This window comes from Alteromonas antoniana (assembly GCF_019249295.1).
GTDB classification, from domain to species: domain Bacteria; phylum Pseudomonadota; class Gammaproteobacteria; order Enterobacterales; family Alteromonadaceae; genus Alteromonas; species Alteromonas antoniana.
Window position 1 is genome coordinate 1 of the sequence record NZ_JAESDH010000050.1, and the last position, 13,611, is coordinate 13,611.

14 protein-coding genes are annotated in these 13,611 nt (G+C 50.1%); 2 read left to right on the top strand and 12 right to left on the bottom strand.

The window, feature by feature from the left end; all coding sequences use genetic code 11:
- Positions 1-283: 283 nt before the first annotated feature.
- The 10 genes from JKP77_RS21610 to lpxD form a co-directional block, all read right to left on the bottom strand.
- Positions 284-790 carry a phosphatidylglycerophosphatase A family protein gene (locus JKP77_RS21610; RefSeq protein ID WP_218313255.1) on the bottom strand — a complete coding sequence of 169 codons (507 nt, stop codon included), beginning with the start codon at positions 788-790 and terminating at the stop codon, positions 284-286.
- Positions 790-1,755: a thiamine-phosphate kinase gene (gene thiL, locus JKP77_RS21615; protein ID WP_218313256.1), complete on the bottom strand. Its 966-nt coding sequence runs from the start codon at positions 1,753-1,755 to the stop codon at positions 790-792. Before thiL ends, JKP77_RS21610 begins: the two co-directional genes overlap by 1 nt.
- Positions 1,756-1,812: 57 nt before the next feature.
- Positions 1,813-2,235, bottom strand: a complete 423-nt coding sequence (gene nusB / locus JKP77_RS21620; RefSeq protein WP_218313257.1) for a transcription antitermination factor NusB — start codon at positions 2,233-2,235, stop codon at positions 1,813-1,815.
- A 10-nt stretch (positions 2,236-2,245) separates the two neighbouring features.
- Positions 2,246-2,719, bottom strand: coding sequence for a 6,7-dimethyl-8-ribityllumazine synthase (ribH, locus tag JKP77_RS21625; protein WP_218313258.1), 474 nt, complete (start codon positions 2,717-2,719; stop codon positions 2,246-2,248).
- Positions 2,720-2,838: 119 nt separating this feature from the next.
- Positions 2,839-3,942 (bottom strand): bifunctional 3,4-dihydroxy-2-butanone-4-phosphate synthase/GTP cyclohydrolase II, encoded by a 1,104-nt coding sequence (ribBA, locus tag JKP77_RS21630; RefSeq protein WP_218313259.1) that lies wholly within the window; start codon positions 3,940-3,942, stop codon positions 2,839-2,841.
- Between the two features lie 25 nt (positions 3,943-3,967).
- Positions 3,968-4,633: a riboflavin synthase gene (locus JKP77_RS21635; RefSeq protein WP_218313260.1), complete on the bottom strand. Its 666-nt coding sequence runs from the start codon at positions 4,631-4,633 to the stop codon at positions 3,968-3,970.
- Positions 4,634-4,653: 20 nt separating this feature from the next.
- Entirely contained in the window at positions 4,654-5,778 is a 1,125-nt protein-coding gene (gene ribD, locus JKP77_RS21640) for a bifunctional diaminohydroxyphosphoribosylaminopyrimidine deaminase/5-amino-6-(5-phosphoribosylamino)uracil reductase RibD (RefSeq protein ID WP_246601332.1), read from the bottom strand.
- Positions 5,779-5,801: 23 nt separating this feature from the next.
- Positions 5,802-6,254 (bottom strand): transcriptional regulator NrdR, encoded by a 453-nt coding sequence (gene nrdR / locus JKP77_RS21645; protein ID WP_218313262.1) that lies wholly within the window; start codon positions 6,252-6,254, stop codon positions 5,802-5,804.
- 61 nt (positions 6,255-6,315) lie between these two features.
- Entirely contained in the window at positions 6,316-7,572 is a 1,257-nt protein-coding gene (glyA, locus tag JKP77_RS21650) for a serine hydroxymethyltransferase (RefSeq protein WP_218313263.1), read from the bottom strand.
- A gap of 387 nt (positions 7,573-7,959) precedes the next feature.
- The gene (lpxD, locus tag JKP77_RS21655; RefSeq protein WP_218313264.1) at positions 7,960-8,988 is read right to left on the bottom strand and encodes a UDP-3-O-(3-hydroxymyristoyl)glucosamine N-acyltransferase; all 1,029 of its coding nucleotides are present in this window, start codon (positions 8,986-8,988) and stop codon (positions 7,960-7,962) included.
- A 374-nt stretch (positions 8,989-9,362) separates the two neighbouring features.
- On the opposite strand from lpxD, the gene JKP77_RS21660 reads away from it, so the two are divergent.
- Positions 9,363-9,830, top strand: coding sequence for a CreA family protein (locus JKP77_RS21660; protein WP_218313265.1), 468 nt, complete (start codon positions 9,363-9,365; stop codon positions 9,828-9,830).
- Between the two features lie 195 nt (positions 9,831-10,025).
- Here JKP77_RS21660 and JKP77_RS21665 read toward each other — a convergent pair whose 3' ends face one another.
- Both JKP77_RS21665 and JKP77_RS21670 read right to left on the bottom strand, forming a co-directional pair.
- Positions 10,026-10,727: a DUF4386 family protein gene (locus tag JKP77_RS21665; RefSeq protein WP_218313266.1), complete on the bottom strand. Its 702-nt coding sequence runs from the start codon at positions 10,725-10,727 to the stop codon at positions 10,026-10,028.
- A gap of 243 nt (positions 10,728-10,970) precedes the next feature.
- Positions 10,971-11,534 carry a hypothetical protein gene (locus JKP77_RS21670; protein WP_218313267.1) on the bottom strand — a complete coding sequence of 188 codons (564 nt, stop codon included), beginning with the start codon at positions 11,532-11,534 and terminating at the stop codon, positions 10,971-10,973.
- Positions 11,535-11,802: 268 nt separating this feature from the next.
- Here JKP77_RS21670 and ettA point away from each other — a divergent pair, with 268 nt between their 5' ends.
- Positions 11,803-13,473 (top strand): energy-dependent translational throttle protein EttA, encoded by a 1,671-nt coding sequence (ettA, locus tag JKP77_RS21675; protein WP_218313268.1) that lies wholly within the window; start codon positions 11,803-11,805, stop codon positions 13,471-13,473.
- Positions 13,474-13,611 lie beyond the last annotated feature (138 nt).

The window sequence follows — 13,611 nt, forward strand, 5'->3', positions numbered from 1 at the left end:
TTTAAGTTGCAAACCATCCTTGAGGGTTACGACATTGCCAGGTCTCTGGAGGCTGACTTGTGATCAAGAGACAGGCATCAATGCTGGCTTTTTTCTATTCAGACTATGAAAAACAATTTACCAGAGCTGTCCCGCCTCACCCTGTTCTGCGGCAATCAGGTCAGACCGGGTAATACAACCGAATAAGAGCTGTGTTAGGAGAAGAGAATCGATAGATGGCACTGCCAACCACAGCAGCCACATGCTAAACGGTAGTCTCAGCGCGATACCTGCGGTTCAGACCTTACGATGCCAGACCAATCAACCAGTGAGGCCACAGAACAGTGATAAGGTGCAATGACAGGCAGGCCATGACGCCAGCCAGGATATCGTCCAGCATAATGCCGGTACCGCCATGCAGGCGCTTATCGATAACGCCTATTGGCCAGGGTTTTAAAATATCGAATATGCGAAATAACAGAAAGCCCGCTACCAGGTAGGGCCAGGATAACGGCAAAAACAGAAAGGTTACAAACATGCCTGCCACTTCGTCCCAGACGATTGAGCCGTGATCATGTACCTGCATGTCGTCGGCCGTTTTACCGCAAAAGTAAATGCCGGCAAGGCAGCAAAGTATCGTCACGGCGAGAAACAGGGTCTCGCTCAATGTGGAGCAAACAAGAAGTAATGGTATGGCCGCCAGCGAGCCAAAGGTACCGGGCATCACCGGTATTAACCCGCTGCCAAACCCCAGTGCAAGAAAATGCACCGGATTTTTCATACTTACCCGTTCACGATACTCACTTTGCATCAGAAGGTGTGCTCGTAGCCATTTTTTTCTGGCTTCTTGTAAGGCGTATTGTGCAGCTTAAGATCAAGCTGTCCGTTATGCCCGGTTATCTGGCCGATGCACGTGGCTTTTACGTTGGTACTGGTCAACGACGTTTCCAGGTTTCCACGCTGCTCTTCACTCACGGTGAAAATCAGCTCGTAATCGTCGCCGGCTGTCAGCGCATAGTTGTATGCCGCTTTAGCATCCACCACCTGATAAAGCGCCCGTGAAATCGGTAAGCGATCAACATGTACGCAGGCACCACACCCTGATGCACGCAGAATGTGTGACAAATCAGCCAGAAGCCCGTCAGACACATCGATACACGCATTTGCCGTTCTGCGCAATGCCGTCCCCGCAGCAACACGTGGTGTAGGATACAGGTGACGCTTAATAAGGTAATCACGCTCTTCACCGGATGCTTCAAGCTTGTCCTGCAATATATCTAATCCAGCACCTGCGTCGCCCAGCGTGCCGGTGACATATAACCAGTCGCCCGGCTTCGCATGAGCGCGCTGTAAGGCTGCTCCCGGTGGAACAAACCCCTGTGCTGTGATGGTCATCGACAGCGGGCCGCGCACCGTATCACCGCCGATTAGCTGAACGGAGTAATATTGAGTAAGTTCGTAGAGACCGGAAACAAACTCCTGCAGCCACACCTCATCGACTTCAGGAAGTGACAACGACAAGCTGATCCAGGAAGGCTCGGCTCCCATTGCAGCGAGGTCACTGAGGTTTACTGCCACGGCTTTATAGGCTACCGATTTAGCAGGAGCATCCATCAGAAAATGAACGCCCCCGACTAAGGTATCTGTCGTCACGGCCAGTTGTTGATTTTCGGCTATAGTGGTTATCGCACAGTCGTCGCCAATCCCTACGACAACGTCTTTGCGTTGATGACCGCCTTCAGAGAAATAGCGGCCTATAAGGTCAAATTCTTTCACAGTGTTCAACTATTGCGTTACGGCGTGGCACGAATGGCCTCGCCGGAAGCGCACGGATTAACCGCGCTCGTCTTTACGTAAAGTACGAACCGCTTTGTCCAGTGCACCATTGATGAATTTATGACTTTCTTCGGCACCAAATGACTTTGCCAGTTCAATGGCTTCATTGATGATGACACGATATGGCACGTCCATGCGCTGAGTCAGTTCGAAGGTAGCCAGTCGCAAGATAGCTTTTTCGATAGGATCGAGCTCTTCCGGCAAACGTCCCAGGTAAGGACGTATTGCAGAATCTACCGCACCGGCATCGTTCGCGACACCACGAAGCAACGACTGAAAATAAGCCAGATCGACTTTTTGCATATCGTTGCTGGTCGCCAGTGCCAGCTCTACCTGCTCAATGGCATTTTTACTCATTTGCCAGGAATAGATTCCCTGAAGGGCAAGTTCCCGTGCTTTATGACGTGCTGAGACTTTCACTTAAGTGACCTTATAATTTATCGACAGCGTCGATGACATTAACCATTTCCAGCGCGCCAAGAGCGGCTTCTGCGCCTTTGTTACCGGCTTTGGTGCCAGAACGTTCGATGGCTTGTTCAATAGAGTCAGTGGTGATAACACCAAACGACAGCGGGATACCGTATTCCAGAGACACCTGCGCCAGCCCTTTGTTACATTCACCAGCAACAAAATCAAAATGCGGCGTACCGCCACGGATAACTGCGCCAAGTGCAATGATCGCATCGAAAGATTTCTTTTCAGCCAGCTTTTTGGCAACCACAGGCAACTCGTAAGCGCCAGGTACACGAACTACAGTGATATCTTCATCACCAACTTCACCGTGACGCTCCAGCGTGTCCAGCGCGCCTTCTAAAAGGCTCTCTACAACAAAACTGTTGAAACGGGATACGACAATGGCGAATTTCTTACCGGTCGCTCTAATGTTACCTTCAATGACCTGCATGATTTCTTTCCTCGAGAAAAAACGGCGCGCAGTATAGCACAACTACGCGCAAACTAAATCGAATGTTTGTTCAGAAAAAGCGCGAACGGGTCTGTCGTCGCTTCTCCCTGTGTTCAGCCTTACTGTTCGTGAATGTATTCCACCACTTCCAGCCCGTAGCCGGATAACGCATGATATTTAATGGGTTTACTCAGCAGACGCATCTTTTGCACACCGAGGCTTGCCAGGATTTGACTGCCAACGCCAATGGTGCGTGACGAGCCCTGCCATTCCTTGCCGGTTGGCTGCTCACCGCGATCTTCGGCAGCGAAGCGTCGAACCTGACTTTCAATCTGCTCTTCTTTACCCAGGATCACTACCACACCACCTTCGTTTGCGATGCGTTGCATCGCTTCAGGCAGCGTCATCGACCGGTTAATACCGCGCGTAGAGCCCAGCAGATCGCTAAAGGTGTTGTGCAGATGCACGCGCACAAGAGTTGGGTCATCCGCTGTCACTTCGCCTTTCTTCAACGCAAAGTGAATTTGGTTATCAATCACATCCTTAAAAGTATGCAGTTCGAAATCACCATATTCCGTCGGCAAATGACATTGCGCGACCTTTTCGATGGTTGTCTCGTTGAGATTCCGGTATTCGATAAGATCGGCAATAGTACCAATTTTCAGGTTATGTTTTTCAGCGAATGACTCAAGTTGAGGACGGCGGGCCATGGTACCGTCTTCATTCAGAATTTCCACAATGACGCCTGCAGGCTCGCAACCGGCAAGACGCGGCAGATCAACGCCAGCTTCAGTATGACCGGCACGGTTAAGCACACCACCTTCTTTGGCGATTAATGGGAAAATATGGCCAGGCTGCACGATATCCGTGGCTTTTGCATCCGGCGACACTGCCGCCAGAATCGTAGTGGCACGATCAGCAGCAGAAATGCCTGTGGTCACGCCTCGGGCGGCTTCTATGGAAACCGTAAAGTTAGTAGAAAACTGCGCTTCGTTTTTATCTACCATCAACGGCAGATTCAGTCGCTTACAGCGCTCCTGCGTCATGGGCAAACATACCAGCCCGCGGGCGTGGGTCACCATAAAGTTTATCGCTTCCGGCGTAACATGCTCGGCAGCCATGATAAGGTCGCCTTCGTTCTCGCGATCCTCATCATCCATCAGAATGACCATTTTGCCCTGACGAATGTCTTCAATAATTTCTTGCGGGGTATTCAGTGCCATAATATTGGGTGCTTCTTGTAGGGTATTATTTTTTTAAAAAACCGTTTTCTGCCAGAAAAGCCATACTAATCCCACTCTTGGCGTCGGGTTCTGCGGCTTTATCTCCCAGCATCAAACGTTCCAGATAACGGGCCACAACGTCAACTTCCAGATTCACAGACGAGCCTGGCTTGTATGTACCAATTACCGTTTCCTGCAGTGTATGTGGAATGATCCACAACATAAACTCTGCGCCATTCACATCGTTTACTGTCAGGCTTACGCCATCAACCGTAATGCTGCCTTTATGCGCAATGTATTTTGCCAGTGATGTGGGTGCTTTTACCCAGATTTCAACGTAGTCGGTATGCTTTTCAATTCGCGATACTGTACCTACACCATCAACGTGGCCTGATACTATGTGCCCGCCAAAACGGTCAACCGGACGCATTGCTTTCTCAAGGTTCACTTTTGACCCTGACCGGTAGTGTGCAAAACCGGTATATTTAATTGTCTCTGCCGATACATCAGCACAGTAATAATCGCTGCCCATATCGGTCACCGTCAGACAGACACCGTTGGTGGCAATACTGTCGCCCAGCGCCACATCTGACATATCCAGCTTGTCTGACGATACAGTGAGCCGAATATCTTCGCCACGACGCTCCAGTTTCGTAATGGTTCCCAGCGCTTCGATAATACCAGTAAACATCCCGGCTCTCCTGTGAATACTTAAACGTGCCCTTTGGGCAGTACGTTGAATTGCATACGAATATCCTCACCAAGCTGACGACTATCCGTCCGTTGCAATGAAATGGTCTGACTAAGCGCAGTAAATGATGGCAAATCCACCATTGACTGTGCTTTATCACCTAACAATTTTGGCGCCTGATAAACAATAAGCTCATCAACCTCACCGGCGTTAAGCAGCGCGCCCGCAAGACCGGGGCCAGCCTCTACCCACACTTCGTTGAACTGCATATCGCCCAAACGCCCCATAAGCTCAGCAAGATCCACTTTGCCCTGCTTGGGTGACAAGGATAACAAATGCGCCACGTTCTCAGTCTCAGCCGGTCGCTCTACGGTGGCAATAAACGTAGGCTGACTATCGGTAAACATTTGCAGATCACCAGGCAGGTTACGATTGCTGTCAACCACCACACGAACCGGCTGTCGCAGCGACTCTGCCGGATAGTCTGCAAATTCTGCCTCTGACGGACGCACCAGCAGACTGGGGTTGTCAGCCAGCGCAGTGCCGGAGCCGGTGAGAATAGCGCAGCTTTGTGCCCGGAATCGTTGTACATCACGACGGGCATCGGGCCCTGTGATCCACTGACTGACGCCGTTTTCCAGCGCAATTTTACCATCCAGACTAATGCCAAGCTTCAGACGCACATAGGGTTTACCTGTCATCATGCGTTTAATAAAGCCCGGATTTAACGCAGCAGATTCTGTGGCCATAACGTCGGTGACGACGACGATCCCGTTATCCTGCAAGCGTTTTATACCGTTTCCGCTGACATTGGGATTCGGATCCGTCATTGCCACAACCACGCGCTTTATGCCAGCTTCTATCAGCGCATTTGCACAGGGAGGCGTTCTGCCAAAATGACTGCAGGGTTCTAAAGTAACATAGGCCGTCCCCCCGCTTGCGCGCGAGCCAGCCTGACGCAGAGCGTGTACTTCGGCGTGCGGCGTCCCCGCCTGAATATGGAAACCTTCACCGGCGTGATTGCCTTGCGCGTCGAGAATCACGCAGCCTACACGGGGGTTTGGTGAGGTGGTGTATAGGCCTTTACGGGCTAGCTGAATGGCTTTTGCCATCCATGTAAAGTCGGTTTTTATCGCTTGAGGCATGGCGTTATTCCCTGCCGAAGTGGTCATTTTTCACCAAGTCGGGCAATTTCTTCACCGAACTCGCGAATGTCTTCAAACGAGCGATAGACCGAAGCAAAACGCACATAAGCCACTTTATCGAGATCTTTCAGCGCATTCATTATGAGGTTACCCAAAAGCTCGCTTTCAATCTCACGTTCGCCGGTCGCCCGCAACTGCGATTTGATAGATAAGATGCACTGTTCGACTTTTTCCGTGCTGACCGGGCGTTTTTCCAATGCCCGCTGCAGTCCTGCACGCAACTTATCTTCATTGAATGGTTCTCGTGAGCCATCGCGTTTAATCACGCGAGGCATCACCAGTTCCGCACTTTCAAAGGTAGTGAACCGTTCATGACAATCGAGACACTCACGACGACGGCGCACCTGGTGCCCTTCAGCGACGAGACGTGAATCGATTACCTTGGTTTCCTGTGCGGAGCAGAACGGACAAAACATGCGGGGAACCTCTTAAACGGGGGCGTTGCCCCCGACAAAGAGAACAACGCTATTTCAGTAGTTAAGCATAAACCGGGAATTTAGCGCACAGGTCAATAACTTCCTGCTTAACGCGCGCTTCAACACTCTCGTCACCCAGATTATCCAGCACATCACACATCCAGGTGGCAACCTGCTTGGCTTCGTCTTCTTTAAAGCCACGACGCGTGATGGCCGGGCTACCAATACGCAGTCCACTGGTTACGAACGGAGAACGCGGATCGTTAGGCACGGAGTTCTTGTTCACCGTAATGTTTGAGCGACCCAGCGCGGCATCAGCATCTTTACCGGTGATGTCTTTATCAATCAGATCCAGCAGGAACAGGTGGTTTTCGGTGCCGTTAGAGACAATTTTATAACCGCGCTCCTGCATCACTGCTACCATTGCTTTGGCGTTTTTCACTACCTGTTGCTGATAAGTTTTGAATTCAGGCTGTAATGCTTCTTTGAACGCCACGGCTTTTGCCGCAATAACGTGACACAACGGGCCACCCTGATTACCCGGGAATACCGAGCTGTTCAGTTTTTTGTAAATGGTTTCGTCACCGCACGCCGACAGGATCAGACCGCTGCGTGGGCCAGCCAGAGTCTTATGCGTTGTGGTAGTCACCACGTGCGCATGTGGCAGTGGGTTAGGATACACGCCCGCCGCAATCAAACCGGCAACGTGCGCCATGTCCACCAGCAAGTAGGCACCAACTTTATCTGCAATTTCGCGAAAACGCTGCCAGTCAACAATACCGGAATAGGCAGAGAAGCCGCCTATGATCATTTTTGGCTTGTGCTCCATTGCCAGCGCTTCAACCTGTTCATAGTCGATTTCGCCGGTATCATGATTCAAACCATACTGAACCGCATTATAAGTTTTACCAGAAAAGTTAACGTGAGAACCGTGAGTCAGGTGACCACCTTCTGACAGGCTCATGCCCAGCACGGTATCGCCGGCGTCAAGCAGTGCCATAAAGACAGCGGAGTTCGCCTGCGAACCTGAGTGCGGTTGCACGTTGGCATAATCAGCACCAAACAGTTGTTTAGCGCGATCAATCGCCAGTTGCTCAACCACGTCAACGTATTCACAACCGCCGTAATAGCGCTTGCCCGGATACCCTTCCGCATACTTGTTGGTTAACTGAGAACCCTGCGCTTCCATGACTCGTGGGCTGCAATAGTTTTCAGACGCAATAAGCTCAATATGCTGTTCCTGACGAACAACTTCTTTGGCCATGGCATCGGCCAATTCAGGATCAAAATCAGCAATATTCGATTCGCGAGGTAACATGGAGGCTCCTTAACTGCGGTTTAGATGGCATTATCGAACGCATATTCTAGTCATTTTGGGCGCTATGTATACCGCTTTATAGCTGATTTATGAATATCAAATACCCACTTCTTTATTCATTTCGGTAAATCACCACAACTTTACGTCATCATGTCGCGATTTGTTTTAAATATGCGTAAAGTTTCGTTGCTTCGATGTCAGCGGTGACCTTTTTTTACGATGGTAGTGTTCAGAGAACAATACAATTGCCACCTGGCCCCTGAGCGTATCGAGATACCAGGTTACCCGTATGTCCGCATGGGATAGCCCGCTAGCGGGGCGCAATTTACCAAAGACGAGCCGCTTCAGAACAAAAAGGCAGCTTTCGCTGCCCTTTTTCCATCACTGTCAGTTGGCTTTTTCCAGCGCTTTGACTCTGTCATACAGACTGTCAATTTGCTTCAGGCGCACTGCATTTTTCCGCCACTCGCGGTTTTTCATGGCTGGCTGCCCTGAAGAGTACACGCCTGGCTCCGTGATATCCTGAACAATCATGGTATAACCGGTTACCTGCACATTATCGCAGATACTGATGTGCCCGTTCACGCCACAGCCACCACCAAGGATAACATACTTACCAATATGACAACTGCCGGCTATGCCCGTGGTACCGCAAATACAGGAGTGATCGCCAATAATACAGTTATGGCCCACCTGCACCTGATTATCGATAATGACGTTCTTTCCGATAATGGTGTCTTCCATCGCTCCGCGGTCAATACTGGAACTGGCACCTATCTGACTATCATCGCCGATTTGCACACTGCCAGTCTGAGGAATAGGCAGCCACGTGCCCTTATCGTTGGCGTATCCGAAACCGGCAGCACCGATCACAGTCTGACTATGAATACAGACTCGCTTGCCGATTTTCACTTCATGGTAAATGGTCACGTTGGGGTGGATAGTCGAGCTTTCTCCGATATGTGTGCCTTTGCGAACTACCGTATTTGCCCCGATGCTTACGTTGTCCCCTAACACCACGTTATCCTCAATAATAACGTGCTCACCTAAAGACACACCGCTACCTACGTTGGCAGACGCCGCAACGACAGCCGTATCAGCAATGCCTGAGGCAACCGGCGGCGTGGTGTCAAACAACTGTGCGATACGGGCAAATGCCGCGTGAGGATTTTCTACCACTAACGCGTTGCCGCTAACGTCATCACGCATTTTGTCATGAACAATGACTGCGCCAGCCTGGGTATCCTTTAGCTGCGGTTTGTATTTTGGGTTGGTCAGAAAAGAAATTTGCTGTACCGACGCTGCTGAAAGTGTGCCTACGCCTGACAAGACGTGTTCGTTATCTCCTACCCATTCGCCCTGAACATGCGCTGCAAGTTCTTCGAGCGTGTAGGTGCGCTTATTTAATGCTGTCATCAGAATATCCTAACCCGCTTTTTACTGGCGACAATGCTACTGCATTTTTTCAGCGCAGTCCTTACTGGTTGTCTGAAAAAGCAGTTAACTGATGAATCAATGTACCAAAACCGCCGTCCCCGAGAAAAAACAGGTTGATATCGGCTGCGCCTGCGACAGACCTGAATAATGTCGACAAGCAATTTGGTGGATAACATACCTGGCCGGTGCGACTTTCTAACACTTCCCCTGTGAAACTGATATGCTCTGAACAAGTTGCCATGCGGGTTATGGCATCACGTATTTCCCGGGACGGGGTATCTGAAAGCTGGCTGCCATTTTGTGACAGCCAGCTTTCAGCGAAACGTCATCATTCATATCAAGGAGAGCTTTGCATGCGTTCACTTTATTGTGTATTACTCGTTCTGTTACTTAGCGGTTGTGACAGAAACGAAGTCGGTGATGTATCTTTGGGCGTGTTCACAACCAAAGACATTAAGTTAGATGCCTTCACCGACCCGGTGATAACAGGTGTAACCTGCCATGTGTCCAGCATTGAAGCGAACCTGGATTTATCTGACCCGTCCGACAGCTCCATCGCCTGCCGTCAAACCGGCCCGATAACACCGGACATGTTGTCTCAGATAGATAAGAGTGACGACGGTGAAGTGCTGTTTACCAAATCCAAAAGTATCTTTTTTAAGTCAATGAAAATCCGTCGGATCCTGGATGCAGAAAACCAGACGCTAATGTACCTGGCGTATTCAACGAAAGAGACCTCCGGTAGTTTCAAGCACAGCCTTTCCACCGTGCCGCTTTGGGGCACTGACGCTTATAGCCGCTCCGCCACGACAACAGACTAACGACGAGCAACCAAGCTTCCATTTGATGAACGATTACGCGCAGAAAAGAGAAGCAGCATTACGCTTCTCTTTTTACGTTTCGCGCTATTGCAGCGTTTAGCTGCATACAGACGCTAACGCGCTGCCTCACTCTTTTGCCACGTATTTGGCCGCCGTTTGTAACGGTCTGTGTGAACCGCTCTCTATGCATCACTATTATGTAAGCCCGGCCGAGCCTGGTGCTTTGTCGTGGTCTGAGGCTCTTATCATCAAAACGCCCACGCACAGAAACCAGACAATCTGACCGAGGCCGAAGATTGCCGTCGTGACCTCAAAAAGAGGATTCGTCGCCAGAAAAGACAACCCGGAAAACAAGGTCAGCACGCCACTGATACCGACGACAATGCCCCAGTAGTGGACAGGTCTCCCGAAAACCCTGCTTCTTATGCCCACAGCACTCACTGTAAGTAACCAAACCGCACCGATTAACTCAATGCCGCCGCCCAATGCATCAACGATGATGGTTATCGTACGGCTGATTATCAGTGCCTGCTGGGGATCCTGCTCAAAATAGGTTGCCAGTGGATTGAGACTGGTGAGAAAAATCAGGCTGCTCGACATGACGATAAACACCCACATATACCCGACCACCGCGGCAAACTTCATCAACTCAGGCGCCTCATGCTTTAAGCATGCATACATAGCCTGCACCAGAACCATCAGTGCAAAGCTGAATACCACCCCAATCACAACATACCCGAAAAAGTAGGTATCACGATGCTGTATCACAAACTCGAGAAACAGTTCAGGAGTATCATGACCGCCAGTGTCCAGAATGCCAAAAAACAGTACAAAGCCGAAAATATAGGTCAGCCCCTGTAAGATTGCCGCTGCCCCGCCCCATTTTTGAATCGTCATTTATTATTCCCTTTTTTATGTAAGCGTAGTCTGAAAGCTACGGCATGAAAGTATTCAGCATGGATAAATAAGCATCATATTGCACGCCAGTAATTGCAACAGAATGCGACTGCGCTTTGGTAAAATGAGTCATGGCGCGCGGCCACACGTGCGCTTACACCTCTTTTTTCTCGGTGCGTCACAAAATAATGCCATCAGGTGGCCCGGAAAAAGGGCATGCAGCACTATTTTTGCCACAGTGTTTTACCGTCGGGTATAGAGGAGCCAGCCGGTCACGACGACCTGCGCAATCAGACAACAAATAATGACACTGACTGCCGTTGTCCCCACTCCCAGATACTCCAGCGCGATAAGAGGCTCAGGCTTGTCTCCACCAATAACGATAAGATGCCGAACACCAAATACCGTAGGGAAAATGACATAAGTAAAAGCGTCATACACCAATAACATGCCAGCAATACAACACGCTTTTTGTATACCGGAAGGCCGATACGCGCTGTACCAAATGAGGCAGATTAGCGAAATGACGAAGGTTATTCCGCTTCCCATCAACATACAAAGCCCGCTATCCATCCGGGAAAAGGTGTCAGGCAAAAAGAATAACTCTGTCGATGCCACACCAGACATCGGCGACTTTGCCAGCATAAGATACTCATAGTCTGCAAATGTGCTGAAAAGCGTAATGCCCGGCCAGATACGGATAGCTAGATTCTCCACACCCAGAAGATAAGCTGTGAGTGCATGCCCTGACTCGTGAAGTAAAATCGAGCTCAGGAGAAAAAGTGGAACAATAACAATCCATTTCATCAGTGCATCCTTTTCACTATTTTCTATATCCCTTGTTTAAGAAGGGGTGATTCAATCACTCCTTACCTTTCCCCGCCCCTCTTCTTGCACAAACACGAAATACAGGGCCGGCTCCACCGGCAAACCAGTAGCAATAAAGAGGACACCACCAAGGCTGTCAGGTTCCGCCAGGAACAGACAAAGAAATGAACAAAGCTAAACAGGCTCTAGCCGAACCGGGGAGATTACGAGTACAATACCGGCTTTATTTTCCGGGCAAGGACACACAATGTCACAGTACGTATACAGCATGCACCGGGTAGGTAAGATTGTTCCGCCTAACCGCTTCATTCTGAAAGATATTTCTCTAAGTTTTTTCCCTGGCGCAAAAATCGGTGTGCTCGGTCTTAATGGTGCGGGTAAATCTACTCTGCTTCGTATCATGGCCGGTGTTGACACCGACATCGAAGGTGAAGCCCGCCCTCAGCCGGGCATCAATATTGGCTACCTGCCACAGGAGCCTAAACTGGACGAATCTAAAGATGTTCGCGGTAATATCGAAGAGGCCGTTGCTGACGTTGCGCACGCACTCACTCGTCTGGACGAAGTCTATGCGGCGTACGCCGATCCTGAAGCTGACTTTGACGCTTTGGCCAAAGAACAAGGCGAGCTGGAAGCCATCATTCAGGCCAAAGATGGCCATAACCTGGAAAATGCATTAGAGCGTGCTGCCGATGCACTTCGCCTGCCGCCATGGGATGCGGATGTTTCGAAACTCTCCGGGGGTGAGCGCCGCCGTGTAGCCTTGTGCCGCCTGCTTCTCGAGAAGCCGGATATGCTGCTTCTTGACGAACCCACCAACCACCTTGATGCCGAATCCGTTGCCTGGCTGGAGCGCTTCCTTCACGACTACGAAGGCACCGTGGTCGCCATTACCCACGACCGTTATTTCCTGGATAATGTGGCGGGATGGATTTTGGAACTCGACCGAGGTGAAGGTATTCCCTGGGAAGGCAACTATTCATCCTGGCTTGAACAGAAAGAACAACGTCTTGAACAGGAAGAGCGCACTGAGTCTGCGCGTCAGAAATCGATCAAGCAGGAACTGGAATGGGTGCGGTCTAACCCGAAAGGTCGTCATGCGAAAAGCAAAGCCCGTATGGCCCGTTTTGAAGAGCTGTCTACCGGCGACTACCAGAAACGTAACGAAACCAATGAGCTGTTCATTCCACCAGGTGAGCGATTGGGTGATAAAGTCATCGATGTTGAGCACCTGAGCAAAGCTTATGGCGATCGGGTATTAATTGATGATCTGACATTCAAGGTGCCTAAAGGTGGAATTGTCGGGATCATCGGCCCGAACGGTGCGGGTAAATCGACCCTGTTCCGTATGCTGACCGGGGCTGAGCAGCCTGATTCAGGCAACATTGATATTGGTGAGTCAGTACAAATTGCCAGCGTTGAACAATTCCGCGACCACATGAATGAAAACAATACCGTGTGGAAAGAAATCTCTGACGATCAGGACATCATCCGCATCGGTAACTTTGAAATAAACAGTCGCGCCTATTGCAGTCGATTCAATTTCAAAGGCACAGACCAACAGAAGTTCATTAAAGACCTTTCCGGTGGTGAACGTAACCGGGTGCACCTGGCCAAACTGTTGAAAGCCGGCGGTAACGTCTTGCTGCTCGATGAACCAACCAACGACCTTGACGTTGAAACCTTGCGGGCTCTGGAAAATGCCCTGCTGGAATTCCCGGGCTGTGCCATGGTTATCTCGCACGATCGCTGGTTCCTTGACCGCGTAGCCACCCATATTCTGGATTACCGCGATGAAGGTAAAATTAACTTCTTTGAAGGTAACTATACCGACTACGAAAGCTGGCTTAAGCAGGAATTTGGGCAGGACGTGGTTGAGCCGCACCGTCTTAAGTATAAGCGTATGAGCAAGAAGTAGTTTCCCTATCAGGCGCAACTTAAACTTTGCGTATTAGTAAGTCATAAAAAGCCGGTGTTCACCTAATGCCAGTCAGTTAAGCTGACTGGCATTTTTCTTTGTGGGATATTTAGTCGGTCTCTTCCTCACAACCCGGGG

Bases quoted from the DNA above. Each gene is read 5' to 3' on its own strand.
- JKP77_RS21610 (WP_218313255.1), bottom strand. From the start codon at position 790: ATGCAAAGTGAGTATCGTGAACGGGTAAGTATGAAAAATCCGGTGCAT.
- ribH (WP_218313258.1), bottom strand. From the start codon at position 2,719: ATGCAGGTCATTGAAGGTAACATTAGAGCGACCGGTAAGAAATTCGCC.
- ribBA (WP_218313259.1), bottom strand. From the start codon at position 3,942: ATGGCACTGAATACCCCGCAAGAAATTATTGAAGACATTCGTCAGGGC.
- JKP77_RS21635 (WP_218313260.1), bottom strand. From the start codon at position 4,633: ATGTTTACTGGTATTATCGAAGCGCTGGGAACCATTACGAAACTGGAG.
- ribD (WP_246601332.1), bottom strand. From the start codon at position 5,778: ATGCCTCAAGCGATAAAAACCGACTTTACATGGATGGCAAAAGCCATT.
- nrdR (WP_218313262.1), bottom strand. From the start codon at position 6,254: ATGTTTTGTCCGTTCTGCTCCGCACAGGAAACCAAGGTAATCGATTCA.
- glyA (WP_218313263.1), bottom strand. From the start codon at position 7,572: ATGTTACCTCGCGAATCGAATATTGCTGATTTTGATCCTGAATTGGCC.
- lpxD (WP_218313264.1), bottom strand. From the start codon at position 8,988: ATGACAGCATTAAATAAGCGCACCTACACGCTCGAAGAACTTGCAGCG.
- JKP77_RS21660 (WP_218313265.1), top strand. From the start codon at position 9,363: ATGCGTTCACTTTATTGTGTATTACTCGTTCTGTTACTTAGCGGTTGT.
- JKP77_RS21665 (WP_218313266.1), bottom strand. From the start codon at position 10,727: ATGACGATTCAAAAATGGGGCGGGGCAGCGGCAATCTTACAGGGGCTG.
- JKP77_RS21670 (WP_218313267.1), bottom strand. From the start codon at position 11,534: ATGAAATGGATTGTTATTGTTCCACTTTTTCTCCTGAGCTCGATTTTA.
- ettA (WP_218313268.1), top strand. From the start codon at position 11,803: ATGTCACAGTACGTATACAGCATGCACCGGGTAGGTAAGATTGTTCCG.